Source organism: Streptomyces sp. NPDC031670 (assembly GCF_055580545.1).
The window spans coordinates 26465-50696 of sequence record NZ_JBVILC010000030.1 but is presented as its reverse complement, the minus strand read 5'-3'; the positions used below and the strand labels follow the sequence as shown (position 1 = coordinate 50696).

Genomic DNA, 24232 nt, shown 5'->3' with positions numbered 1-24232 from the left:
CGCTGCTTCACGGCCCGTTCGCGGACCGGGATTTGGTACTCGTCCGTCTCGTCCATGTATCCCCCCGCCCTTCATAACGCCCGGTCCCATCTGCGGGTTCCCGGGTGCAGCGGATACAGTCACCGTTGCGCGCCAACTACGGGGACAGGAGAGGGCCATTACCGCCAACCGGCAGACGAGCTGGGCGTTCGCCGACGCCTTTGTCGCCGAGGACGACGCGCTGCGCTGGGCCCGCGAGCGGTCCCGGGAGGCAGGACTGCGTTCGGTGTCCCCGGGGACCGGTGCCGCGCTGCGCCTGCTCGCTGCCACCGCCGACGCCAAGGCGGTCGCCGAGATCGGCACCGGAACGGGCGTCTCCGGGATCTATCTGCTCCAGGGGCTGCGGCCGGACGGCGTGCTCACCACCGTCGACCCCGAGGCGGACCGCCAGCAGTTCGCCAAACAGGCGTTCCGGGCGGCGGGGTTCGCCGGGAACCGGGCGCGGTTCATCCCCGGGCGCGCCCTGGACGTACTGCCGCGGCTGGCCGACGGCGGATACGACCTGGTGTTCTGCGACGGCGACCGGGCGGAGTCCCTGGACTACCTCGCTGAATCGTTGCGCCTGCTGCGGCCCGGCGGAATCGTCTGCTTCGAAGGGGTCTTCGCCGACGGCCGTACGGTCGACTCGGGCGTCCAGCCCGCCGAGGTGCTGCGGCTGCGGGACCTGCTGCGGACCGTGCGCGAGAGCCAGGAGCTCGTCGGGTCGCTGCTGCCGGTGGGCGACGGGCTGCTCTGCGCCGTGAAGCGGGCGTAGCGCCGGCACCGCGGGCGCCACCGGTCTCCGTACGCCGCAGGTCTCTTCCGTCCGGCCACGCGCCGGGAGCCGGCCGTCCGTGCCGGGAGCCGGAAACCACTCCGCCCCGGGCCGGTACGTGCGTACCGGCCCGGGGCGGGCACAGATCGGGGGTCAAGCCTGCTGAATCAGCCGACGACCTTCTTGAGCGCGTCACCGAGCGCCTCGGCCTCGTCCGGGGTCAGCTCGACCACAAGCCGTCCGCCGCCTTCGAGCGGAACGCGCATGACGATGCCCCGCCCCTCCTTGGTCACCTCGAGCGGGCCGTCGCCCGTCCGCGGCTTCATGGCCGCCATGCTGTTTCCCCTTCCTGAAACCAGCTCATCGCAGCCGGCGGCCCCATGACAGGCACCGTGTTACCGGCATCGAACACATTGCTTCCAGGTCATTATCCCGCATCGCAGGACCCGATGACCAACATCGGTCGGCATCGCTTGCGCAACGCGCTCTATCAAAACCACTCAATTCGGCGATCCGCCTGCGATACTTCGCCACCCCCGGTCCGGATGGTGCCCGGGTTTGTTTGACGCAGGTCACATGTGCGGCGTCGATGATCTCCGCCATGCTGGGCGGACACGACACCGCAACGGAGGGGATCCATCCCAATGGCCGACACCGTGCTCTACGAGGTGACCGACGGGCTCGCGACGATCACGCTCAACCGTCCCGACGCCATGAACGCCATGAACACCGAGGCCAAGGTCGCCCTGCGGGACGCGGCACGGGCCGCCGCCGCGGACCCCTCGGTGCGGGCGGTCCTGCTGACGGCGACCGGCCGGGCGTTCTGCGTCGGCCAGGACCTCAAGGAGCACGTGGCCCTGCTGGCGGCGGACCGCGAGGCGGGCACCAAGGTCACGATGAGCACGGTCCGCGAGCACTACAACCCGATCGTGGAGGCCCTCACCGGGATGCCCAAGCCGGTGGTGGCCGGGGTGAACGGCGTCGCGGCGGGCGCGGGCCTCGGCTTCGCGCTGGCGGCGGACTACCGGGTGGTGGCGGACACCGCCGCCTTCAACACCTCCTTCGCGGGGGTCGCGCTGACGGCCGACTCCGGCGTCTCCTGGACGCTGCCCCGACTGATCGGCCAGTCGCGCGCCGCCGACCTGCTGTTCTTCCCGCGCTCGATCTCCGCGCGCGAGGCGTACGACCTGGGCATCGTGAACAAGCTGGTCCCGGCGGACGAGCTGGCGGCCGAGGCGGCGGCCGTGGCGCGCGCGCTCGCCGACGGTCCGACGCTCGCGTACGCGGCGCTCAAGGAGTCACTGTCGTACGGGGCCGGGCACTCGCTGGCCGAGGCGCTGGAGAAGGAGGACGAGCTCCAGACGCGGGCGGGGGCCTCCGAGGACCACGGGATCGCGGTGGCGGCGTTCCTGGCGAAGGAGAAGCCGAAGTACGTGGGGCGCTGAGCCATCCGTGGCGGCCCGGCCCCGGGGACGGCGGCCAGGCCCCCGTCCCCCGGGCCGCCGCACGGCTCCCCCCGCCCCGGGAGGGCTCTGCCGGGCGCCTCAGACAGCGCCGCCCCGGGACACACAGTTCTCCAGGTGGTCGTCCACCAGGCCGCACGCCTGCATCAGCGCGTACGCCGTCGTCGGGCCGATGAAGCGCAGGCCGCGCTTCTTGAGGGCCTTGGACAGCGCCGTCGACTCGTCGGTGACCGGGGGGACGTCCGCCAGGGTGCGGGGAGCCGGGCGGGTGGCGGGGTCCGGGGCGTACGACCAGATCAGCTCGTCCAGTTCGCCGGGGGCCCAGTCGGCCAGTACGCGCGCGTTGGCGAGGGTCGCGTCGATCTTGGCGCGGTTGCGGATGATCGTTTCGTCGGTCAGCAGCCGCGCCGCGTCCTCCTCCGTGAACGCGGCCACCTCGGCGATGCGGAAGCCCGCGAAGGCGCGGCGGAAGCCCTCCCGGCGGCGCAGGATGGTGATCCACGACAGCCCCGACTGGAAGGCCTCCAGGCACAGCCGTTCGTAGAGGGCGTCGTCGCCGTGGACCGGCCGGCCCCACTCGGTGTCGTGGTAGGCCACGTAGTCCGCGGTGGACAGCCCCCACGGGCAGCGCGGTCGGCCGTCGGGTCCGGGGATGGCGGCACTCACTTGCGGGGCTCCTCGTCACGGCGGGTGTGGGCGGCGCTGAGCGCCTGCTGGAGGCCGGCGATGCGGGCGTCGCGCTCGGCGAGCTCCGCGGCGAGGCGGCTCAGTACGTCGTCGACCTCGGCCATGCGGTAGCCGCGCGCGGCCACCGGGAGCCGCAGGGCGTCGATGTCCGCGCGCTCCACCGGGCGGTCGCCGGGCAGCGGGTCGGCGAGCCGCTCGGAGCCCGTCTCGGGCAGTACGGCGTCGTCGCCGCCGCCCACCACGGCCAGCGTCACCGCGGCGACCACCACGACCATGGCGATCAGCAAGAACCAGAACACGCGCGAAGCCTCTCCCCGCCAGCCGGAAACCGTCGGGTCCGATCGTGCCATGCGGAGCTGGGAGTTAGGGTCTGTCGGGCGGCACAGGCCCGGCCCACCGGCCACGGAACCAGAGGTCACGGGCGTCTTACCCGAGGAGGAAACAGCGGATGCTGCGGCTGGGACGGCGCGAGTTCGACGCGTACGAGCCGGTGATCATGGCGATCGTCAACCGGACCCCGGACTCCTTCTACGACCAGGGCGCGACCTTCCACGACGAGCCCGCGCTGGCGCGCGTGGAGGAGGCGGTGTCCCAGGGAGCCGCCATCGTCGACATCGGCGGGGTGAAGGCGGGCCCCGGCGAGGAGGTGACGGCCGAGGAGGAGGCGCGGCGCACGGTCGGCTTCGTGGCCGAGGTCCGGCGGCGCCATCCGGACGTGGTGATCAGCGTCGACACCTGGCGCCACGACGTCGGGGAGGCGGTCTGCGAGGCGGGCGCGGACGTGCTGAACGACGCGTGGGGCGGGGTCGACCCCAAGCTCGCGGAGGTCGCGGCGCGGTACGGCGCCGGTCTGGTGTGTACGCACGCGGGCGGCGTCGAGCCGCGTACCCGGCCGCACCGGACCGCGTACGAGGACGTGATGGAGGACATCCTCCGCGTCACCGTCGGGCTCGCGGAGCGGGCGGTCGCGCTCGGGGTGCGGCGGGACGGGATCATGATCGATCCCGGTCATGACTTCGGCAAGAACACCCGCCACAGCCTGGAGGCGACCCGGCGGCTCGGGGAGATGACGGCGACCGGGTGGCCGGTCCTGGTCTCCCTCTCCAACAAGGACTTCGTCGGGGAGACGCTGGACCGGCCGGTCAAGGAGCGGCTGATCGGGACGCTGGCGACGACGGCGGTGTCGGCGTGGCTGGGAGCGCGGGTGTACCGGGTGCACGAGGTCGCGGAGACGCGTCAGGTGCTGGACATGGTGGCGTCCATCGCGGGCCACCGTCCGCCGGCCGTCGCCCGGCGCGGACTGGCCTGACCCCCGCCCGCGCCCCTGGCCGCGCAGGGGCGCGGGCGGTGGGTCACCGCCCGGCGGGGCCTACCGCCCCACCTCCTTCGTCACCAGTGCCACCGCCTCCTCCACGCTGTCGGTGACGTGGAAGAGCAGCAGGTCGCTCTCGGAGGCCTTGCCGCCCGCGACGACCGTGTCGCGGAGCCAGTCGACCAGGCCGGTCCAGTACTCGGAGCCGAACAGGACGATCGGGAAGCGGGTCACCTTGCCGGTCTGGACGAGCGTGAGCGCCTCGAAGAGCTCGTCCAGCGTGCCGAGGCCGCCGGGGAGCACGACGAAGCCCTGGGCGTACTTCACGAACATCGTCTTGCGGACGAAGAAGTAGCGGAAGTTGACGCCGATGTCGACGTGCGGATTGAGCCCCTGCTCGAAGGGGAGCTCGATACCGAGGCCGACCGAGACGCCCCGCGCCTCGCGCGCCCCCCGGTTCGCCGCCTCCATCGCCCCCGGCCCACCGCCGGTGATCACCGCGAAGCCCGCCTCGACCAGCGCCTGGCCGATGCGCACGCCCGCCTCGTACTCCAGCGAATCGACCGGGGTGCGGGCCGAGCCGAAGACGCTGATGGCGCTGGGCAGTTCGGCGAGGGCGCCGAAGCCCTCGACGAACTCGGACTGGATGCGCATCACCCGCCAGGGGTCGGTGTGCACCCACTCCGAGTCGCCCTCGGTGTCCAGGAGCCGCTGGTCGGTGGTTCCGGGCTGCACCTGCTCGCGGCGGCGCAGCACCGGTCCGAGCCGCTGCTCCAGCCGCTGTTCGCCCGGAAACTCTCCCTCGGGATAGGCCATTGCGTGCTCCCTTCCGCTGACTGAAGTCATATGACGCGTCCGGCCAGGGTAGGACGACTTACGTGACGAATGATGAAATTCAGGCGGTCAGCCAGGCGTGAAGTCGCCGTTCGCAGTGGGTGATCCGGTCGACGGCCACGTGTTCGTCGCGCTTGTGCGCGTACAGGGCGTCGCCGGGGCCGTAATTGACGGCCGGGACGCCGAGCTCGCCGAAGCGGGAGACGTCGGTCCAGCCGAACTTGGGCTGCGGGGTGCCGCCGACCGCCGCCATGAAGGCCGCCGCGGCCGGGTGTGAGAGCCCGGGCAGGGCAGCGCCGGAGTGGTCGTCGACGGTGAACTCCGTGACACCGCAGTCCGCGAAGACCTCGTGGACATGGGCCAGCGCTTCCTCGGGGGTGCGGTCCGGGGCGTAGCGGTAGTTGACGGTGACCGCGCACGCGTCGGGGATGACGTTGTCGGCGACGCCGCCCTCGATCCGTACCGCGTTCAGGCCCTCGTGGTACTCCAGCCCGTCGATCACCGGCCGGCGCGGCTCGTACGCGGCCAGCCTGGCCAGGATCGGGGCGGCGGCGTGGATGGCGTTGGAGCCCATCCAGGCGCGTGCGGAGTGGGCCCGCTCCCCCGCCGTGTGCAGGATGACCCGTAGGGTGCCCTGGCAGCCGCCCTCGACCTGGGCGTCGGAGGGCTCCAGGAGCACCGCGAAGTCGCCCTCGATCCAGTCGGGGTGCGCCTCGGCCACGTGCCCGAGCCCGTTGAGGTGGGCCGCGACCTCCTCGTTGTCGTAGAAGACGAAGGTGAGGTCGCGGTTGGGCTCGGGGACGGTCGCCGCGATGCGCAGCTGCACGGCCACGCCGGACTTCATGTCGGAGGTGCCGCAGCCCCACAGGACGCCGTTGTCGTCGAGGCGGGAGGGCACGTTGCCGGCGATCGGGACGGTGTCGATGTGCCCGGCGAGGACGACCCGCTCGGCGCGCCCCAGGTTCGTGCGCGCGACGACGTTGTTGCCGTGGCGGTCCACGGTCAGATGCGGCAGCGTCCGCAGCGCCGCCTCGATCGCGTCCGCGAGCGGCTTCTCCGTTCCGCTCTCGGACGGGAAGTCGACGAGCCACGCGGTGAGCGCGGGGCCGTCCAGGGTCAGGTCGAGTGCGCTGTCTGCCATGGCACCGACCCTAGCGCGACCGCCCCGGCCAGGGCCGGGGCGTCCACGGGCACCCATGTGGCGCCCGGCCCCGGGGTCCCCGCCCCGCCCTCCAGTACGGTGGTCCCCGTGTCCCAGCCCCGCACTCCCGAACGACCCGCACGCCGCGGCCGTCTCTTCCGTTTCGTGGCCGCGGCCGTCGTGCTGCTCGCCGTCGCCGGTTATCTGGTGGTGCAGTACCTGAGCGGGGGGCCCGGGGCGCCGAGGTGCACCGTGGGGTCCGGGGACGACACCTTCCGGCTCAGCCCCGAGCAGGCCGAGAACGCGGCGACGATCTCCGCGGTCGGCACCTCGCACGGGATGCCCGAGCGGGCGGTGACCATCGCGCTGGCCACCGCGCTCCAGGAGTCGGGTCTGCGCAACATCACGCACGGCGACCGCGACTCCGTCGGGCTCTTCCAGCAGCGGCCCTCGCAGGGCTGGGGCAGCGTGCAGCAGATCATGGACCCGGTCTACTCGGCCGGGAAGTTCTACCAGCGCCTGGCCGAGGTGCCCGGCTACTCGCGGCTGCCGCTGACCGTGGCCGCGCAGCGGGTCCAGCGCAGCGGCTTCCCGCAGGCGTACGCCAAGCACGAGCCGGACGCGGCGCTGCTCACGGCCGCGCTCACCGGCCGCAGCCCCGCCTCGCTGACCTGCACCATCGCCAAGGACACCCGCCCGGGCGACCCGGCGCAGGTGCGCGCCGAGCTGGCCCGCGCGTTCGGCGCGGGGGTGGTCCCGGACAAGGGCGAGGGGCGTGAGCTCAGCGTGCCGGTGCGCACGCCCGCGCGCGCCGGGGCCGACGCCGAGGACGGCGCCGAACAGCGCGGCTGGGAGCTGGCCCACTGGGCGGTCGCGCACGCCGCGGCGTTCCGCGTGGAGCGGGTGTCGTACGCGGGGCACACCTGGCGCGTGGACGGCTCCCGCAAGGGCTGGCACACCGACGACGCCGAGGCGGACACGGGTGCCACCAGCGGGAACACGGCCGACGGGACGGCCGGCGCGGGCAGTTCCGGCGCGGTCGGCCGGGTCCGTATCCAGCTCGCCCCCTAGCGCGCGACACCCGTTCGGGCAGCCACTCGTACGGGGCACAGACACCTTTCGCGTACACCGTTTCGTACACCCACCCCCGCACCCGTCCGAAGAATCGTCAATTCCCTTGGGAACAAAGGGATGTGGCGGCGTTCAGCCTATTGTCGCCACGGCTCGTTTGCCCGTTTTTATCCGAACCCGATAATGCGACGCATTGCGAACTCTTTACCCGGGCCCTCCGCAACCTGAGCCGCACCCCGAGGAGTTGTCACAGCGTCCGAACGCCGTTCCTCCCGTCTCAAGGAGCATCATGTCCCTCCCCCTGACCCGTCGGATCGCCCGTGCCGCGCTGCTCGTCGCGGCGGGTGCAGTTCCCGTGGTCGGCGCGGCCGGCGCGGCGAGCGCCGCTGCCCTTCCGGAGACCACGAACCTGGGCGGTCTGACCGCCCTCGACGGCGCGAACCTCGGCAACACCGTCGACGGCACCGCGCAGAAGGCCACCGGCCTGGCGGGCGACACCGGCGGCAAGGCCGTCAAGCAGGCGGTCCCGGCCGCGGGCAGGACCGTCGGCAAGGCGGGGAAGACGGCGACCCCGGCGGCCCAGAAGGCGGCGGGCGACGCCGCGGGCAACGCGGGCGACCTCCTCGGCTCCACCGCCAAGTCGGCCAGCCTGGACGGCCTTCCGGTCGGGGGGCAGCTGCCCACCCAGGGGCTGCCCTCCACCGACCAGCTGCCGCTCAAGGGCCTGCCCGTCGGCTGAGCCGCGCTGCCGCGCACCCCGCGCGGCGCAGCGCCGAAGGGGCCCCGGGAACTCTCCCCCCGGGGCCCCTTCTCATGCCGTCCCGGCCGCGCGGTGGCCGCCCAGCCGCTTCACGGCCGCCTCGACGCGCTCGTCCGTCGCCGTGAAGGCCACCCGGACGAAGTCCGCGCCCGCCTCGCCGTAGAAGTCACCGGGCGCCACCAGGATGCCGAGCTCGGCGAGGTGGGCCACGGTCTGCCAGCAGCCCTCGCCGCGGGTCGCCCACAGGTAGAGGCTGGCCTCGCTGTGCTCGATCCGGAAGCCGTGCCCGACCAGCGCCTCGCGCAGGGCGGCGCGGCGGGCCGCGTAGCGCGCCCGCTGCTCGCGCACGTGGACGTCGTCGCCCAGCGCCGCCACGGTGGCCGCCTGGACCGGCGCGGCCGTCATCATCCCGCCGTGCTTGCGGATCTGGAGCAGCTCGCCGAGGACGGCCTCGTCGCCCGCGATGAACGCGGCGCGGTAGCCGGCCAGGTTGGAGCGCTTGGAGAGCGAGTGGACGGCGACGAGACCCTCGTACGTACCGCCGCAGACGTCCGGGTGCAGCACCGAGACCGGCTCGGCCTCCCAGCCCAGCTCCAGGTAGCACTCGTCGGAGACGACCAGGACGCCGTGCTCGCGCGCCCAGGCGACGATCCGCACCAGCTCGTCCTTGGCCAGCACCCGGCCGGTCGGGTTGGACGGCGAGTTCAGCCAGAGCAGCCTGAGCCCGGACGGGTCGAGCTCGGTGGGGTCCTCGTAGACGACGGACTCCGCGCCGCAGAGCCGGGCGCCCACCTCGTACGTCGGGTAGGCCAGCCGCGGGTGGGCGACCTTGTCGCCCGGGCCCAGGCCCAGCTGGGTCGGCAGCCAGGCCACCAGCTCCTTGGAGCCGACCACCGGCAGCACGTTGCGGTGGCCGACGCCGACCGCGCCGAGCCGGCGCCCGACCCACCCCGTGAGCGCGTCGCGCAGCTCCGTGGTCCCCCACACCGTCGGATAGCCGGGCGAGTCCGCGGCCTGGGCCAGCGCCTCGCGGATCAGCTGCGGGACCGGGTCGACCGGGGTGCCCACGGACAGGTCCACGATGCCGTCCGGATGGGCCGCGGCCGTCGCCTTGTACGGCTCCAGCTTGTCCCAGGGGAAGACGGGCAGGCGTGCGGAGACTGCGCCCACGGGAGGTGCTCACTTTCTTCTGCGGAATGCCGTGCCGGGCAAACGCCTCGGTCCCGCAGGGCGCTGGGCGCCGTACGGGACCGGGCGGACACGTGGTGCGGGTGTCAGTGCTCGCTGTCGGCGTTGATGTCGGCGGGGAGCGCCGCGATGAAGGGGTGGTCGCGCTCGATCAGGCCGAGCTTGGAGGCGCCACCGGGCGAACCGAGCTCGTCGAAGAACTCGACGTTCGCCTTGTAGTAGTCCTTCCACTCCTCCGGGGTGTCGTCCTCGTAGAAGATGGCCTCGACCGGGCAGACCGGCTCACAGGCGCCACAGTCGACACATTCGTCCGGGTGGATGTAGAGGGACCGCTGGCCCTCATAGATGCAGTCGACCGGGCACTCTTCGATGCATGCCTTGTCCTTAAGGTCGACACAAGGCTCCGCAATGACGTAGGTCACGCTGTCGTTCCTCCTCGATAGGGCGCGGCGGGCCGGTCTGCGGCTCCGTCCACGTGGCGCGCGGGAGCGCGGCGTCGTCGATGCCCGCACCTAGTATCTCCGTTCCGGGGCGCGATCCGAACAGGAGGGGCGAAGAGAGCTGTGGAGTTCACCACCGGCGGACGGCTGGTCGTCAGAATCACGCCGGAAGATCAGGGCAAACGCGTATCAGTCAGACACCTGACGGGGTCCGGGGAGCGGGGCCCGAAGTTCACCGACACGGTCGGCGTTCTCACATCGTGGGATGCCGGGGTGCTGTCGATCGTCCGCAGGAACGGCGAGGCGGTACGCGTCCCGGAGAGCGAGATGGTCGCGGGCAAGGTCATCCCCGCCGAACCCGCCCGGCGCCGTGGCCCGGCCGCCACCTTCCGGGAGTTGGCGCTGGTCAGCGCACGTGCGTGGCAGCCCGTGGAGAGCGCGGAGCTGGGCGGCTGGACCCTGCGGGCGGCCGGCGGATTCACCCGGCGGGCCAATTCCGTGCTGCCGCTCGGCGAGCCGGGGATGCCCCTGGAGGACGCCCTCGCGTACGCGCGCGCCTGGTACACCGCCCGTGGTCTTCCCACGTACGTACAGACGTCCACCGGCGCCGAGGGGACCCAGGAGGCCCTCTGTGTCGATCTTGAAAAGTTTGGGTGGGTTCGCGAGGTAAGCGCCCAACTGCGGATCGCCGCACTTGCCCCGATCGGGGACCTCGACACGGACGTCTCACCGGTGGAACTGTCCCGTTCCGTCGGTTCCGCCTGGCTCGCCCGCTACCGGCGCACCGGCACGCCCGGACCCCATGTGCGCACGGTACTGGAGAGCGGCCCCTCCACCTGGTTCGCCACCGTGGCCGGGGACGGGGACGTTCCCGCCGCGATCGGCCGGTGCGTGGTCGACGGCCGCTGGGCGGGGTTCATGGCGGTCGAGGTGGACCCGGCGCAGCGCCGCCGGGGGCTCGCCACGGCCGTGATGACCGCGCTGGCCCGGCAGGCGCTCTCCGAGGGCGCCTCGGCGGCCTGGCTCCAGGTCGAGGCGGACAACGAGGGGGCCCACGCCCTCTACGAAGCCCAGGGCTTCGCCACCCACCACACCTACCACCACTTCCGGCAGGGCTGAGCGCCGGACTTTCCGATCTCCACGAACGGGTACGAGGCGGTTATGGAACCCGAAAGCCCCGGCGCCGAGGACTGGCGGCGGCAGTTCACCGAGGAGGCCCGGTCCGCGCGGCCGGACCTGACCACGCTGTGCCTGCTGATCGGCGCGGTGGCCGATCCCGGCCTCGGCCGGCCCGGCCTGGACGCGGCGCAGATGGAGCTGGACCGGCTGGCCGGCCTGCTCCCCTACGGCGTCGCCGGGGCCCGCCCCTGGGCGCTGACCCTGGCCGCGCTGCTCGGCGGCGACTGCGACTTCCGGGGCGGCCCGGCCGAGTACCAGCGCCTGGAGTCCTCGCTGCTGCCGGAGGTGCTGCGGCGCCGCCGGGGGCTGCCGATCCTGCTCTCGGTGGTCTGGATGGAGGTGGCGCGCAGGGCCGGGGCCCCGGTGTACGGGGTGGCCCTGCCCGGCCACTTCGTGGTGGGCTTCGGCAGCCCCGAGGAGCGGGTGCTCGCGGATCCGTTCGACGGGGGCCGGCCGCTGTCCGGTGCGGACGCCGAGCTCCTGGTGGCCGGGGCCACCGGCGCCCCGCTCGACCCGTCGATGATCACCCCGGCCGACCCGCTGGCGGTCGTGCTGCGCGTCCTCAACAACATCCGCGCCTGGGCCGCGGCCCGCCCGGAGCGGAGCGACGTGGCCCTGTGGGCGCTCGATCTGTCCCTGCTGCTGCCCACCCACCCCGCCCGGCTGCGCTACGACCGCGCCCAGCTCCTGGTCCAGCGCGGCGACTTCCTCACGGGCGCCGCGGAGTTCGACAGTTACGCGGACATCCTGGAGCCGGTGGAGCCCCGCACCGCCGAGACGGTCCGGGGCCGGGCCCAGGCGGCGCGGGCGATGCTGAACTGACGCCGGGTCCGCGTCAGAGCCAGCCCTTCTCGCGGGCGATGCCCACCGCCTCCGCCCGGTTGCGGGCGGCCAGCTTCTGGATCGCCATGGAGAGGTAGTTGCGGACCGTGCCCTGGGAGAGGCGGAGCGTCCGGGCGAGTTCGGCGTTGGTGGCGCCGTTCGCCGCCGCGCGCAGGACGTCGCGCTCGCGGTCGGTCAGCGGGTTGGCGCCCTCGGCGAGCGCGGCGGCGGCCAGCGTCGGGTCGATCACCCGCTCCCCCGCCAGCACCCTGCGCACCGCCGCCGCGAGCTGCGCGGCCGGGGCGTCCTTCACCAGGAAGGCGGCGGCTCCCGACTCCATCGCGCTGCGCAGATAGCCGGGGCGCCCGAAGGTCGTCAGGATCACGATCCGCAGCTCGGGCAGCTCGCGGTGGAGGACCGCAGCGGCCTCGATGCCGGTCATCCCGGGCATCTCGATGTCCAGGAGCGCCACGTCGGGGGCGCAGGCGCGGGCCGCGGCCAGCACCTCGTCGCCCCTGGCCACCTGGGCGACCACGTCGAAGTCGGGCTCCAGGCCGAGCAGGGCCGCGAGGGCTTCGCGGACCATGGACTGGTCTTCGGCCAGGAGAAGGCGGATCATGCCCGGATTCTAGGCGCCGTCGCGGTGTCGGCGTCGCCCGGTCGCGGGCCCCGCGCCCACCGGCCGTGTCCGTGCGGCGGAGGAGCCGCACCCGGCTTCCCCCGCGCCCCTAGGGGGTGGCCAGCGGGACCCTCGCCGTCAGGGTGAAGCCCTTGCCCTTGTGCGCCGACGGCTCCAGTGTGCCGTCCACCTCCGACAGACGTTCCGCCAGGCCCGTCAGCCCGTTGCCGGCCGTGACGGCGACGGCGCCCCGGCCGTCGTCCGCGACCTTCAGTTCCAGGAAGCGGCCGTCCAGGGTCTGGCACTCCCCGAGGCTGATGGCGCAGCTGCGGGCGCCGCTGTGGCGGACCACGTTGGTGACGGCCTCACGGACCACCCAGGCCAGGGCCTCCCCCGCGCCCGGGGAAAGACCGGGCGGGAGTTCGTCCGTCACCGGCAGGTCCGCGGCCACTCCCGCCGCCGTCAACGCGGTGCGGGCACCCGCCAGTTCCCCGGTGAGGGTCGCCCTGCGGTAGCCGGTGACCGCTTCCCGTACGTCCACCAGGGCCTGGCGGCTGACCTGTTCGATGTCGGCGACCTGCTGGGCCGCCTGGTCGGGACGGCCCGGGAGCATCCGGCCCGCCAGCTCGCTCTTGAGCGTGATCAGGGAGAGCGAGTGGCCCAGCAGGTCGTGCAGGTCGCGGGCGAGGCGCAGCCGCTCCTCGTTGGCCGCGAGCTGGGCCACGGTCGCCCTGGCCTGGCGCAGCTCCACGGTCGTACGGACGAGGTGGCGCACCCCCGTCATGGCGAAGCCGCCGAGCAGGGCCGGGATCGCCAGGCCCGGCACGAAGTCGCCCCAGACGCCCCGGGTGGTCAGGCCGATGAGGGCCATCACCGCCGTGGCGCCCGGGATCGCCCAGCGGGCGAGCGGCAGCGGCAGCACCGCCCCGCAGCCGACCGAGACGTACACGAAGAGCACCAGCCAGGGCGCGTCCAGGGTGAGCGACGTGGCCACCGCGATGCCGGTCAGGAAGACCAGCATCGAGGCGACCGTGACGCGGGCGAAGGGGCGGGCGGTGTGACGGAAGACCAGGGCCAGATAGACCGCCACGAACGCCACCAGGGCGAGCCAGCCGAGCGCGGTCGCCCACGCGGTGTGCTCCTCCTTCAGGAGGTCGGAGACCGGGGCGCCGAGGAACGCCAGCCAGATACCGATCCACAGCAGCTTGCGCAGCGCCTCCTGGCGGTTCTGCGGCGGGCGGCCCGGCAGGGGTCCGCGGTCTTCCCTCACGCTCGTCACGCCTTCAGGGTGTCCTTCCGGTACAGCCAGGCCGCGCCGCCCGCGAAGAGCAGGAAGTAGGCGACGAGGACGGCCACGTCCTTGGTGTGCGGGGCGCTGCCCGCCTCGATGGCCTGCCCGAGCGCAGCGTACGCGTGGGTGGGCAGCCAGGTGGCGAGCGACCGCAGCCAGGGCGCGAACGTCGTGGTGGGCATCCACAGACCGCCGAGGATGGAGAGGCCGAAGTAGATGATCATCGTGATCGGCCGGACCGCGTCACCGCTGGCGAGGTAGCCGATGGCCACGCCGAGCGCGGCGAAGCAGAGCGAGCCCGCCCAGATGGCCCCGGTCAGCGCCAGCCACTGCCAGGCCGCGAACCGTACGTCCTTGACGGTGGCCGCCACCAGGAAGACCACCAGGATGCACGGCAGGGTCACCACCGCGGCGCTCGCGATCTTCGCCAGGACGTAGCCCCGGCCGGGCAGCGCGGTCAGCCGCAGCTGGCGCACCCAGCCCTTCTCGCGCTCCTTGGCGATCTTCTCGCTGTTGCCCATCAGGACGGCCGTGATCGCGCCGAACGAGGCCATGGAGACCATGAAGAAGGCGGGGAAGGTCAGATCGGTGCCGCCGATGGTGTCCGTGGTGTTCTGCGAGCCGGAGATCAGCAGGTAGAGCGCGGAGGGGTAGATCACCGAGAAGAACATGAACTTCTTGTTCCGCAGGGTGCGGACGACTTCGAGCCTGATCAGGGTGTTCATGCGGTCCTGGCCTCCTCGGCCTCGGTGATGGCGACGAAGGCCTGCTCCAGGCCGAGGCCCGCGACTTCGAGGTTGCGGGGGTAGAGACCGAGCCCGTACACCGCGTGGACGGTGGCGTCGGCGTCCGTCGACTGGAGGCGGACCGTGCGGCCGGAGACGTCCAGGGCCGCCAGGAAGGGCAGTCCGCGCAGGACCGCCTCGTCGATAGCGCCCTCCAGGTCGAAGGCGATCCGGCGGGCGCCGGCCTTCGCCTTGATCTCGGATGCGGTGCCGTCGGCGAGGAGACGGCCCTTGTGCAGGACCAGGACGCGGTCGGCGATCGCGTCGGCCTCCTCCAGGTAGTGGGTGGCGAACAGGACCGTACGGCCCTGCTGGGCCTGCTCGCGCATGGTCGCCCAGAACGCCTGGCGGGCGGTGACGTCCATGCCCGTGGTCGGCTCGTCCAGGACGATCAGGTCGTTGGCGCCGGCGGTCGCGAGCGCGAAGCGCACCCGCTGCTCCTGGCCGCCGGAGAGCTTGTTGACCATGCGGTCGGCGATCTGCGTGACACCGGCGCGGTCCAGCACCTCGTCGACCGGGTGCGGACGCGGGTGCAGGTCGCAGGCGAGCCTGACCAGTTCGCGGACCTTGACCTCCTCCATCAGACCGCCGCTCTGGAGCATCGCGCCGACGCGGCCGTCCTGGATGGCCCGCTCGGGCGTGGTGCCGAACAGGCGCACCGCGCCCGCGTCGGCCTTGCGCAGCCCGAGCAGCAGGTCGAGCGTGGAGGACTTGCCCGCGCCGTTCGGCCCGAGGAGCGCGACCGTCTCGCCGGGGTGCAGCTCCAGGGAGAGGTCCGCGACGGCGCGGACGTCCCCGTAGCTCTTGCTCACGCGCTCGAAGCTCACCACGGAGGTGGTGGTGGAGGTGGTGGTGGTCATGCCCCAAGGGTGGCCCGCGGGGCCGGTCCGGGGTCAGTGCCGGGTGTCGTGACTGTCGGATGACAGATGTCATGCGCCCGGCATGACACGGCCCCCGTACGCGCCGGGGCGTACGGGGGCCGGAGAACAACCGCGGGTCAGCTCGGGTTCAGCTCGATCGTCACGACCCGCTGCGCCGGGGTCTTGCCGCGCAGCGCGCTCTGCATCGCCTTGGCCACGTCGTCCGCGGTCAGCTGGTGCTTCTGACCGTCACCCTTCATGATCATCACGCCGTCGAAGGCGCTGCCCATGAGCTGGTCGATGGCCTTCTTGTCGTAGACCTCGATGAGCTTCCCCTCCACCGGCTTCATGGAGAGGATCTTCGGGAGCGACTTCACCGGACCGAAGTCGATCTTCTTGCCGCCCGCCTTGATGGTGATCAGACCGGACATGGCGGGCTTGGCGAACTCGTTCATCGCCCGGTCGATCTCGGCCTCGGTGATGGTCGGGCGGCGCCCGGTGACCGGCAGCTGGACCTCGTTGGGCCGGCCCGTCTGGACCTGCGCCCGGTACGCGTCCTTGACCGCGATCATCGAGCGGGCGACGTCGAGGCTCTTGCCCGCCCTGCCGGGGACGGCCACGGCCTTGCCGGGGACGAACTTGATCGTGCCCTCGACCGCGGAGCCCGAGGCGCCCGCGAGGTCGGTGAGCGCGACGCCGAGCTTCTCCTCGTCGACCGGGATGACCGGTTCGGCGACACGCTTGCCGCCGAAGAGCGAGGAGATGACGGAGACCGGGTTGTAGTCGCTGCCCGCCGCGTTGCGCACGGTCGACTGGCTGTCCAGGGTGAGACCCGCCTTGTCCGGCGCGAGCGTCTCCTTCTTGCCGTCGACGGTGAGCCGCAGCGGCTGGGCGGCGCGCTTGCCGAGCGTGGCGTCGAGCTTGGCGACGGCCTGCTCCTTGCTGCCGCCGCCGATGTCGACGCCGAGGACCGTGGTGCCCTTGGGGACCTCGGAGTGGTTGAGCAGCAGCCCCGCGCCGTACGCGACGACCGCGGCGCCGACGGCCGCCACCGCGAGCAGGACCAGCTTGGAACGGCCCTTCTTCTTGGCGGGCGGCGCGCTCGTACGGGCCGGGGCGGGCGGCTCCTGGACCGGGCGCGGCCCGTCCGGCGTCCCGGGACCGAGGTCGGGCCCCGGGCCCGCGCCGGGCGGGAACGAGGAACGGTTCTCCTCCGGTACGACCGGAATGCCGCTGGTCAGCGTGTCCCCGGAGACATGGCCGGCCGGCGGCGGCGCGGTGACGCGCGGCGCGCCCGGCACCGGGGCGGGGGCCTGCGGCGTCAGGATCGCCGTGTCGTCGGAGAGCGGCGGCACCGGCGCGACCGGGCCGGGCCGCACACCCCGCGGGCCCGGGACCGGGGTGCCGTGGGCGGGCGTACCGCCGGGACCCCGCGAGCCCGGGACCGGGGTGCCGTGGCTCGGCGTGCCGCCGGGGCCGGGGCCCTGCCCGTCCGGGGCGCCGCCGAGCCGCTGCTGGCCCTTGCGGGGGCCGACCGGGCGGGTGGGCAGCGCGGAGGTGCCGGTCACGGGTCCGGTGGTGGGTCCGGCGGGGCCGCCGTTCCCGCCGGAGGAGGCACGGCCCGAGCCGTTGGCGGAGGCCGGACCGGGGCGGAAGCCGCCGGTGGCGTCCGGGCCGCCGGCGGCGAAGCCGTGGTCCTCGGCGCCGGAGCCCGCGGGACCGGCCGGGCCGGCGGAGAAGCCGTGGCCGTCGGTGCCGCCCGGGCCCGCGAAGCCGTTGCCGTCGCCGTCACCGCCCGGCCGGGCGAACGAGCCGGTGGCCGAGCCGTCGTCGGGCGCGCCCTGCGGGCCGTCCGAGAAGTACGGAAGGCCGGAGCGCGGGGTGCCGGACGGCGGGGTCGCGCCGGAGCCCGCTCTGCGGGGCGCGAACCAGTCGCTGGCCGGCTTCTCCTCGGCCGCGGCGGCGGTCGCCGCCTCCTCGGCCTCCGCGGCGGCCCGCTCGCGCTCGCCGCGGGCGGCGGACGCCTTGTCGGCGTCGCTCACCGGCGTTCTCATCACGACCGGCGGGATGGGCCGGGACCCGGGGATGTTGATCCGGATACGCGTCGTCAGCGTGGTCTCGGTCTTCGGCTCGTCCGGCTGGGCGGCGGCTTCCGGGGCGTCGTGCGCCGGAGAGTGCGGCGTTCCGTACGGCGGGGTACCCGACGGGTACGCGGCTCCGCCGCGCCCCTGGGGGCCGGAGGTCGAACTGTCAGTTTCACGACTCAAGGCAGGTTCTCTCCCGATCGGCTCCGCCACCCGCTCTTGTCTCGTGTGCCTGTGCGCGGACGGCTCGGCGGCGCGCACCACCATACTGGCCGCCGCCGACGCGCACCGGACGGCCCGGGGAAGCGGGGCACCACAGCCTGTACTGCGCCGCCGAAGCCCCGCACGTCACTCGCCCGTTCGGGCCGAAACTCCGGGCGGTCGCACGAGATTTCCGACCGTGGCACAGATCACAGCCGCCAGCATGCCGCCGAGCAGGAAGACGTACGAGCCGAGTCCCGCGCCGAAGACGAAGTCGCCCTCGGGCCGGGTGGCCGTCAGGAACAGCACCGCGACCAGCCATCCGGCGGCCGAAGAACCGACCCCGGCGCGGCTGCCCGTCAGGGCCGTGCCGGTCCAGAAGAGTCCGGCGGAGGCGGCCAGCGAGAGCAGCAACCCGCCGGGGAACCAGGCGGCTTGGACGAGCGCGCCCGCGGCCCCGGTGAGCGCGCCGAGCAGGAACAGCCCGAGGAAGGCGGCGATCCGCCCGGGGCGGGCGCCCGCCGGACGGGAGTTGACGGGCGCGGGGGAGGTACGGGACGCGGCGCTCATCACAGCCCCAGCCCGGCGAACAGGTCGTGCTCGCGCTCGCCGGCCGGGGCCCCGGACACGCCGTCCACCAACTCGTAGTACTCGGTCGTGAAGAGGGGCTGCGCCAAGTCGTTGGAGAGCGCGAAGACCGGGCCGTCCACGGTGATCTGGGTGGCGTGCGCGCGCATCGCGGCGGCCTTCGCCCCGGCGTGGGCGGTTCCGTCGATCTCGGCGGTGACCCGCCCGTCCTCGATGACGCCCGGGATGTCGGCCACGTCGGCGACGCCGGGGAAGGGGGTGCCGGTCTCCCGCAGCCGCGCGAAGCCGGCCTCGGCCACCGAGCGCGGCACCCGGTTCCAGTAGGTCTTGGCGATGGTGTGCGGCTCACCGAGGCCGGGGCGGTAGGCGGGGTCGGCGGCCAGCTCGGCGGCGCGCATCGCCACCCGGTGGGCCTGGATGTGGTCGGGGTGGCCGTAGCCGCCGTCCGGGTCGTAGGCGACCAGGACCTGCGGGCGGACCTCGCGGATCACCTCGACCAGATGGGGGGCCGCCTCGTCGACGTCGGTGCTCCAGAAGGCGCCGGGGCGGTGGTTCTGCTCCAGGCCCGCCATCCCGGAGTCGCGGAAGTGGCCGGGGCCGCCGAGGAAGCGGTGGTCGGTGACCCCCAGCTCCTTCATGGCCGCCGCGAGTTCCTGGACGCGGTGGGCGCCGAGGCGGTCCTCCCGGTCGGCGGTCAGGTGCGCGAGATCGGCCGGGATGACCTCGCCCTCCTCGCCGAGGGTGCAGGTCACCAGGGTGACCAGCGCGCCTTCGGCGGCGTAGCGGGCCATGGTGGCGCCGTTGTTGATCGACTCGTCGTCGGGGTGGGCGTGCACCAGGAGCAGCCGCCGGGCGGGGAGATCCGTCATACGGGACAGCCTACGAGGCATGCCTCGGATCCCCCGGCCGCGCCGGGCGGCGGCGTGGCCCTGGAACTTGATGTCGCTAGAACTTGATGTCGCTGATCATGCCCGCGACGTTGTTGCTGAGGTCGTTGATGGTGGGCGCCATGGACGAACTGGCGAGGTAGAACCCGAGCAAGGTGCAGACCACCGCGTGTCCGGCCTTCAGTCCGGACTTCCTGACCAGCAGGAAGACGATGATCGCCAGCAGCACCACCGCCGAAATCGAGAGTGCCACGGCGGTTCACCTCCATCTGTCGGTCGGGCAGGGCCAGTCGGTCGGGCAGAACAGCGTGCCTGGGGGCATGCAGATGTCATACCCACCCCCCACTATGGATCATAACTATCCGGCGGAACGCATTGATCGGTGCACGGGCGCACAAGGGGCGCACACCCCTCACGTACGAGCAGGTGCGGGCGGCTGCCGCTAGGTTCGCCCCATGACCTCAATTGCCCCCGGAAAGACCTCGTTTCCCCGTCAGTACGCCAGGACCCAGCGCTTCACGCTCGGTGCGCCCCGCGCCTTCACGGTGGCCCCGGACGGCAGCCGGGTGGCCTTCCTGAGGGCTCCTGGGGGTACGGATCCGGCCAACAGCCTCTGGGTGCTCGATCTGGCGGACGGCGCGCGCGAACGGCTCGCGGCGGACCCCCGGGCGCTCCTGGGCGGCGCCTCGGAGGAGCTGTCGGACGAGGAGCGGGCGCGGCGCGAGCGCAGCCGCGAGGGCGCGGCGGGCATCGTGGGGTACGCGACGGACGCGACGGTGGAGCTGGCCGCGTTCACGCTCTCCGGGCGCCTTTTCACGGCCGAGCTGCGCGCCGGAACCACCCGTGAACTGCCCGTTCCCGGGCCGGTGATCGACCCGAGGCCGTCCCCCGACGGCCGGTTCGTCGCCTATACGGCGCGGGGCGCCCTGCGGGTCACCGGGGCCGGCGGCGAGGGCGACCGGGCGCTCGCGGAGCCCGAGGCGCCCGAGGTCACCTATGGGCTGGCGGAGTTCATCGCGGCCGAGGAGATGGACCGCGCCCGGGGCTTCTGGTGGTCGCCGGACTCGGACGCGCTGCTGGTGGCGCGGGCCGACGAGAGTCCGGTGCGGCGGTGGTGGATCTCCGACCCGGCCAACCCCGACCGTGAGCCGCAGCGGGTCGCCTACCCGGCCGCGGGCACGCCCAACGCCGAGGTGCGGCTCTTCCGGTACGGGCTCGACGGGACCCGGACCGAGATCGTCTGGGACCGGGCGCGCTATCCGTACCTGGCCCGCGTGCACTGGTCGGCGGCGGGCGCCCCGCTGCTCCTGGTGCAGGCGCGGGACCAGCGCGTCCAGCTGCACCTGGCCGTGGACACCGCCTCGGGGACGACCCGGACCGTCCACGCGGACGAGGACGAGGTGTGGCTGGATCTCTTCCCCGGCGTTCCGGCCTGGGCGCCGGACGGACGGCTGGTGCGGATCGCGGACGAGGGCGGGGCGCGCGTCCTGGCGGCGGGCGACCGTCCGCTGACCGGCGAGCAGGTGCAGATCCGGGCCGTGCTCGACATCGGGGACGACGACATCCTGGTCTCGGCGTCGGCCGGGGAGGCGGCCCGTGCACCCGAAACCGGCGAGATCCATGTGTACCGGGTCAACGAGCTGGGTATCGAGCGGGTTTCGGAGGGTGCCGGGGTGCACTCGGCGGTCCGGGGCGGACCGGTGACGGTACTCACTTCGGCCCGTCCGGACAGCCCGGGCACCACGGTCCGGGTGGAGCGGGACGGCAAGACGGTCGCGGTGATCGACTCGTACGCCGAGACCCCGGTGCTCACGGCCCGGGTGCGGCTGACCGAGGGGGGCGCGCGGCGCATCCCGTGCGCCGTACTGCTCCCCACCGATTACTCGGAATCGGATGGTCCCCTTCCGGTGCTGATGGATCCGTACGGAGGGCCCCACGGCCCCCGCGTCCACGCCGCCCACAACGCCCATCTCACCTCGCAGTGGTTCGCGGACCAGGGCTTCGCGGTGATCGTGGCCGACGGGCGCGGCGCCCCCGGCCGCTCACCCGCCTGGGAGAAGGCGATCCGCGACGACTTCACGCTCACCCTCGACGACCAGATCGAGGCGCTGCACGGCCTGGCGGGCGCCTTCCCGCTGGATCTGGGGCGGGTGGCGATGCGCGGCTGGTCCTACGGCGGCTATCTCTCGGCCCTCGCGGTGCTGCGCCGCCCGGACGTCTTCCACGCCGGGATCGCGGGCGCGCCGGTGACCGACTGGCGGCTCTACGACACCCACTACACCGAGCGCTACCTGGGCGACCCGCAGGGCAACCCCTCGGTGTACGAGGCGAACTCGCTGGTCACCGACGCCGGGCTGTCCCAACCGGCCGAGCAGCACCGGCCGTTGATGATCATCCACGGTCTGGCGGACGACAATGTGGTGGCCGCCCACACCCTGCGGCTCTCCTCGGCCCTGCTGGCGGCCGGCCGTCCCCATGAGGTCCTGCCCCTCACGGGCGTGACCCATATGACCCCGCAGGAGCAGGTGGCGGAGAACCTCCTCCTGCTCCAAGTGGACTTCCTGAAGCGCTCCTTGGGGATCTGACCGGCCGCGCCGGGCCTCCCCGGCGTCCTCACCAGCCGGGCGGCGGCGAGGAGGGCGGCGGGGGCGGTCCGAAGCCCGGCGGCGGCGGTCCGAAGCCGCCGGCGGCGTCGTGCGGGGGCTGCGGTGAGTACGGCGAGTAGGGCGAGTGCGGCGGGTACCGCGGGGCCCACGGCGCCCCGGGGGTGTCCGCCGGGTCCCCGGGCCCGCGCCGGGCGAGCACCGGCACCAGCAGCAGGCCGGCCACCAGCTGGAAGAACCACGTCACGATCTGCAACTGCGGCGCGGTGTCCAAGTCCCCGAAGCGGTCGAGGAGTTCGAACCGGGCCGCCAGCGCCACGCCTTCGGCACCCACGGCGATGAGGGCGGCGGCGGCGATCAGCCCCAGCGGCCGTACGTGCAGGGCCCGCGCCGGGCCGCCGGCCGCGGCCGTCAGCGCGATGACCGCGAGGACGACGGCCACCCAGCCACCGGGCATCCACAGCAGCGGCAGATGGGCGCCGGTGAACCGGGCCCGGTACTCCTCCCCGGACAGCTCCACGGCCCAGAACAGCTCCCAGGCGACCGTCACCAGACCGGCCGCGCCCAGCACCAGCAGCGCGGTGACCGCGGCTCCCGGACCCGGCCGGGCCCGCGACACCGGGCCGGACACCGGACCGGAAACCGGACCGGACATTGGACCGGGCACGGAATCGGCCACCGGATTGGGCCGGCGTCCGGCAGCGGCCGTGATCACCAGGGCCAGCCCGGCCGCCAGCGCCGCGAAGGTGCTGAGCAGGGCCCGCCGGTGCAGATCGTGCAGCGCGGTCGAGTCCGTCCAGTCGTCGTGGTGGAGCACCCACAGCGAGGAGACCCGCAGCAGCGCGGTGACGGCCCCGACGCACCACAGCACGGCGGTGGCGGAGGGCGAGCGCGGCACGACGGCCGCCGCCACCGCGTAGACCAGCAGGAGGACGGGGTCGAGGATGCCGGTGGTGAGCGGGGTGCCGCCGCCGTGCTTGGGCGCTCCGCCCCAGAACCACCCGAGGTCCGCCAGACTCCGGGCCGCGTGGATGTCGCGGCCCACCCAGGCGGCCGTGATCAGCGCGAGCAGGGCGCACAGGACGGCGCCGGTCAGCCGGGCCCCGGCCGTGAGTGTCTGTGGCTGCCTCATGCCCCTTGCCGTCCCCCCGGTTGGCGTGGCGCGTGCCTGCTGGGCGAATCCTCCACCCGGGCGCTCGGATGGACAAGAGGGGCGCGCGGCAAGGGCGTTGGACGGGCGGTCGGCCGGGACGGTCTGACCGCCCCGGCCGGCCTACGGCACCCGCACGGCCGTACGGTGTTCAGCGTGGCGCGTTCGTATATCGGTGTTGCGTCAGTCAAGTTGCCTGCTTGTTAACGAAATTGATGGGCATTTATGGAGCCATGTCGCCCGCTCCGTCGTACTGTCAAGCACGCAGTCGCCTCGATGTGCGAAATCTTGTGCCAAGTTCTCCCGTGATCACACATAAGCACGCTCAGACCTCTTGACGCACAAGGCCCGGGCCCATGAATGTTCCGGTCAATCAATGACGCCTTCGGGCGCCGTTCGACTCTCTCGGTGCGGGGGCTATGCGCGATGACGAGTTCAACCCAAGCCGCCACTGAACCAACCGATCCCCTTCCCTCCGGCGGGGATCCGGGCACGGGCACGGGACTCAAAGCGACCGAACTCATGGGACGCTCTCCCGGCCGCCTCGCATGGGCGCGGTTCAAACGCGACCGGGTGGGCATCGCCTGTGCCGTCACGGTGCTCGCGTTCATTCTCATCGCCTTCGCGGCGCCCTTGATCGCGAAGCTGTACGGGAAAGATCCCTACCAGCTCTACGGACAGGACCGCGGGCTGCTGAACAGCTACGGCATTCCGCTGAAACCCAACGGGGGCGTCGACGCGGACTTCTGGTTCGGTGTCGAACCGAACCTGGGCCGCGATGTGTTCACGCTGCTGATCTACGGGATCCGGACCTCGCTGTTCATCGCGCTGGCGGTCACCGTGGTCTCGGTGGCCACCGGTGTGCTGATCGGCCTGGTCCAGGGCTATCTGCACGGCAAGGTCGACTACTTCCTGGGCCGGTTCTCGGATCTGATGCTGTCGTTCCCGCAGCAGTTGTTCTTCATCGCCTTCACCCCGGTGATCGTCGCGCTCTTCGTCTCGCCGCGCGACGAGGAGCCCACCTATGTGCGGATCGTGGCGCTGATCCTGGTGCAGTTCCTGCTCGGGTGGATGGTGGTGGGCCGCCTGGTGCGCGCCCAGGTGCTTTCGCTGCGGGAGCGCGAGTTCATCGAGGCGGCGCGGCTCAGCGGTGCGTCGAACTGGCGGATCATTCGAAAAGAGATCTTGCCGAACATCTGGTCGACCGTCCTCGTCCAGTCCACACTCCTCCTTCCGGCCAATGTCACGGCGGAGGCGGGACTTTCCTTTCTGGGCGTCGGCATTCAGCCGCCGACCCCGGACTGGGGACTGCTTTTCCAGTCGGGCGCCTCGTACTTCGAGTCCGACGTCACCTTCATGTTCTTCCCCGGCATCGCGATGCTGATCTTCGTCGTCGCCTTCAACCTGCTCGGGGATTCGGTCCGGGACGCACTCGACCCCAAGACCGTCCGCTGAACCGTCCACATCCTGACAG

The 24232-nt window shown here is 72.9% G+C and carries 25 protein-coding genes; 9 read left to right on the top strand and 16 right to left on the bottom strand.

From position 1 onward, the window contains the following. Positions 1 to 88: 88 nt before the first annotated feature. Positions 89 to 793 (top strand): O-methyltransferase, encoded by a 705-nt coding sequence (locus ACZ5ID_RS33990; protein ID WP_468905913.1) that lies wholly within the window; start codon positions 89 to 91, stop codon positions 791 to 793. 167 nt (positions 794 to 960) lie between these two features. Here ACZ5ID_RS33990 and ACZ5ID_RS33985 read toward each other — a convergent pair whose 3' ends face one another. Then, complete coding sequence (locus tag ACZ5ID_RS33985) at positions 961 to 1128, bottom strand: DUF3117 domain-containing protein (RefSeq protein WP_009997451.1); 168 nt, start codon at positions 1126 to 1128, stop codon at positions 961 to 963. Positions 1129 to 1437: 309 nt separating this feature from the next. Between ACZ5ID_RS33985 and chcB the strand changes: the two genes are divergently transcribed. Next, positions 1438 to 2238 carry a 2-cyclohexenylcarbonyl CoA isomerase gene (chcB, locus tag ACZ5ID_RS33980; protein ID WP_468905839.1) on the top strand — a complete coding sequence of 267 codons (801 nt, stop codon included), beginning with the start codon at positions 1438 to 1440 and terminating at the stop codon, positions 2236 to 2238. A gap of 99 nt (positions 2239 to 2337) precedes the next feature. Here chcB and ACZ5ID_RS33975 read toward each other — a convergent pair whose 3' ends face one another. Together ACZ5ID_RS33975 and ACZ5ID_RS33970 are read right to left on the bottom strand one after the other, a co-directional pair. Then, positions 2338 to 2922, bottom strand: a complete 585-nt coding sequence (locus tag ACZ5ID_RS33975; RefSeq protein ID WP_468905837.1) for a DNA-3-methyladenine glycosylase I — start codon at positions 2920 to 2922, stop codon at positions 2338 to 2340. Beyond that, positions 2919 to 3242 carry a DivIVA domain-containing protein gene (locus tag ACZ5ID_RS33970; protein ID WP_468905834.1) on the bottom strand — a complete coding sequence of 108 codons (324 nt, stop codon included), beginning with the start codon at positions 3240 to 3242 and terminating at the stop codon, positions 2919 to 2921. The genes ACZ5ID_RS33975 and ACZ5ID_RS33970 overlap by 4 nt, the downstream gene beginning before the upstream one ends. Positions 3243 to 3391: 149 nt before the next feature. On the opposite strand from ACZ5ID_RS33970, the gene folP reads away from it, so the two are divergent. Beyond that, on the top strand, positions 3392 to 4252 hold the full coding sequence (gene folP, locus ACZ5ID_RS33965) for a dihydropteroate synthase (RefSeq protein ID WP_468905831.1): 861 nt from the start codon (positions 3392 to 3394) through the stop codon (positions 4250 to 4252). Between the two features lie 60 nt (positions 4253 to 4312). Here the strand turns inward: folP and ACZ5ID_RS33960 are convergent, their stop codons facing one another. Continuing rightward, positions 4313 to 5071 (bottom strand): LOG family protein, encoded by a 759-nt coding sequence (locus ACZ5ID_RS33960; RefSeq protein WP_468905829.1) that lies wholly within the window; start codon positions 5069 to 5071, stop codon positions 4313 to 4315. A 79-nt stretch (positions 5072 to 5150) separates the two neighbouring features. Continuing rightward, positions 5151 to 6230 carry a succinyl-diaminopimelate desuccinylase gene (dapE, locus tag ACZ5ID_RS33955; protein WP_468905826.1) on the bottom strand — a complete coding sequence of 360 codons (1080 nt, stop codon included), beginning with the start codon at positions 6228 to 6230 and terminating at the stop codon, positions 5151 to 5153. Between the two features lie 108 nt (positions 6231 to 6338). On the opposite strand from dapE, the gene ACZ5ID_RS33950 reads away from it, so the two are divergent. Both ACZ5ID_RS33950 and ACZ5ID_RS33945 read left to right on the top strand, forming a co-directional pair. After that, complete coding sequence (locus ACZ5ID_RS33950) at positions 6339 to 7301, top strand: hypothetical protein (protein ID WP_468905824.1); 963 nt, start codon at positions 6339 to 6341, stop codon at positions 7299 to 7301. 289 nt (positions 7302 to 7590) lie between these two features. After that, positions 7591 to 8040: an ATP-binding protein gene (locus ACZ5ID_RS33945; protein ID WP_468905822.1), complete on the top strand. Its 450-nt coding sequence runs from the start codon at positions 7591 to 7593 to the stop codon at positions 8038 to 8040. A gap of 72 nt (positions 8041 to 8112) precedes the next feature. Here the strand turns inward: ACZ5ID_RS33945 and ACZ5ID_RS33940 are convergent, their stop codons facing one another. Further along, on the bottom strand, positions 8113 to 9231 hold the full coding sequence (locus tag ACZ5ID_RS33940) for a bifunctional succinyldiaminopimelate transaminase/glutamate-prephenate aminotransferase (RefSeq protein WP_468905820.1): 1119 nt from the start codon (positions 9229 to 9231) through the stop codon (positions 8113 to 8115). A 104-nt stretch (positions 9232 to 9335) separates the two neighbouring features. Then, on the bottom strand, positions 9336 to 9671 hold the full coding sequence (fdxA, locus tag ACZ5ID_RS33935; RefSeq protein WP_188276063.1) for a ferredoxin: 336 nt from the start codon (positions 9669 to 9671) through the stop codon (positions 9336 to 9338). 141 nt (positions 9672 to 9812) lie between these two features. Here fdxA and ACZ5ID_RS33930 point away from each other — a divergent pair, with 141 nt between their 5' ends. Further along, positions 9813 to 10808 (top strand): GNAT family N-acetyltransferase, encoded by a 996-nt coding sequence (locus tag ACZ5ID_RS33930; RefSeq protein WP_468905818.1) that lies wholly within the window; start codon positions 9813 to 9815, stop codon positions 10806 to 10808. A 42-nt stretch (positions 10809 to 10850) separates the two neighbouring features. Next, positions 10851 to 11690, top strand: coding sequence for a transglutaminase-like domain-containing protein (locus ACZ5ID_RS33925; RefSeq protein ID WP_468905816.1), 840 nt, complete (start codon positions 10851 to 10853; stop codon positions 11688 to 11690). A gap of 13 nt (positions 11691 to 11703) precedes the next feature. Here ACZ5ID_RS33925 and ACZ5ID_RS33920 read toward each other — a convergent pair whose 3' ends face one another. The 8 genes from ACZ5ID_RS33920 to ACZ5ID_RS33885 all read right to left on the bottom strand — a co-directional run bounded on the left by ACZ5ID_RS33920 (position 11704) and on the right by ACZ5ID_RS33885 (position 19258). Then, complete coding sequence (locus ACZ5ID_RS33920) at positions 11704 to 12309, bottom strand: response regulator (RefSeq protein WP_468905814.1); 606 nt, start codon at positions 12307 to 12309, stop codon at positions 11704 to 11706. Between the two features lie 109 nt (positions 12310 to 12418). After that, the gene (locus tag ACZ5ID_RS33915; RefSeq protein WP_468905909.1) at positions 12419 to 13579 is read right to left on the bottom strand and encodes a sensor histidine kinase; all 1161 of its coding nucleotides are present in this window, start codon (positions 13577 to 13579) and stop codon (positions 12419 to 12421) included. A 5-nt stretch (positions 13580 to 13584) separates the two neighbouring features. After that, on the bottom strand, positions 13585 to 14325 hold the full coding sequence (locus ACZ5ID_RS33910; RefSeq protein WP_468905812.1) for an ABC transporter permease: 741 nt from the start codon (positions 14323 to 14325) through the stop codon (positions 13585 to 13587). Continuing rightward, positions 14322 to 15245, bottom strand: coding sequence for an ABC transporter ATP-binding protein (locus ACZ5ID_RS33905; RefSeq protein ID WP_468905810.1), 924 nt, complete (start codon positions 15243 to 15245; stop codon positions 14322 to 14324). Before ACZ5ID_RS33905 ends, ACZ5ID_RS33910 begins: the two co-directional genes overlap by 4 nt. A 137-nt stretch (positions 15246 to 15382) precedes the next feature. Beyond that, positions 15383 to 17512 carry a peptidoglycan binding domain-containing protein gene (locus tag ACZ5ID_RS33900; protein WP_468905808.1) on the bottom strand — a complete coding sequence of 710 codons (2130 nt, stop codon included), beginning with the start codon at positions 17510 to 17512 and terminating at the stop codon, positions 15383 to 15385. 165 nt (positions 17513 to 17677) lie between these two features. After that, positions 17678 to 18100 carry a DUF6113 family protein gene (locus ACZ5ID_RS33895; RefSeq protein ID WP_468905806.1) on the bottom strand — a complete coding sequence of 141 codons (423 nt, stop codon included), beginning with the start codon at positions 18098 to 18100 and terminating at the stop codon, positions 17678 to 17680. Continuing rightward, positions 18100 to 18987: an N-acetyl-1-D-myo-inositol-2-amino-2-deoxy-alpha-D-glucopyranoside deacetylase gene (gene mshB / locus ACZ5ID_RS33890; protein WP_468905804.1), complete on the bottom strand. Its 888-nt coding sequence runs from the start codon at positions 18985 to 18987 to the stop codon at positions 18100 to 18102. Before mshB ends, ACZ5ID_RS33895 begins: the two co-directional genes overlap by 1 nt. 76 nt (positions 18988 to 19063) lie before the next feature. After that, the gene (locus ACZ5ID_RS33885; RefSeq protein ID WP_101389912.1) at positions 19064 to 19258 is read right to left on the bottom strand and encodes an SH2 domain-containing protein; all 195 of its coding nucleotides are present in this window, start codon (positions 19256 to 19258) and stop codon (positions 19064 to 19066) included. Between the two features lie 202 nt (positions 19259 to 19460). Between ACZ5ID_RS33885 and ACZ5ID_RS33880 the strand changes: the two genes are divergently transcribed. After that, positions 19461 to 21590: a prolyl oligopeptidase family serine peptidase gene (locus ACZ5ID_RS33880; protein ID WP_468905801.1), complete on the top strand. Its 2130-nt coding sequence runs from the start codon at positions 19461 to 19463 to the stop codon at positions 21588 to 21590. A gap of 28 nt (positions 21591 to 21618) precedes the next feature. On the opposite strand, the gene ACZ5ID_RS33875 is transcribed toward ACZ5ID_RS33880, so the two are convergent. Beyond that, complete coding sequence (locus ACZ5ID_RS33875) at positions 21619 to 22740, bottom strand: hypothetical protein (protein WP_468905799.1); 1122 nt, start codon at positions 22738 to 22740, stop codon at positions 21619 to 21621. Between the two features lie 444 nt (positions 22741 to 23184). Here ACZ5ID_RS33875 and ACZ5ID_RS33870 point away from each other — a divergent pair, with 444 nt between their 5' ends. Then, complete coding sequence (locus ACZ5ID_RS33870; protein ID WP_468905796.1) at positions 23185 to 24213, top strand: ABC transporter permease; 1029 nt, start codon at positions 23185 to 23187, stop codon at positions 24211 to 24213. Positions 24214 to 24232 lie beyond the last annotated feature (19 nt).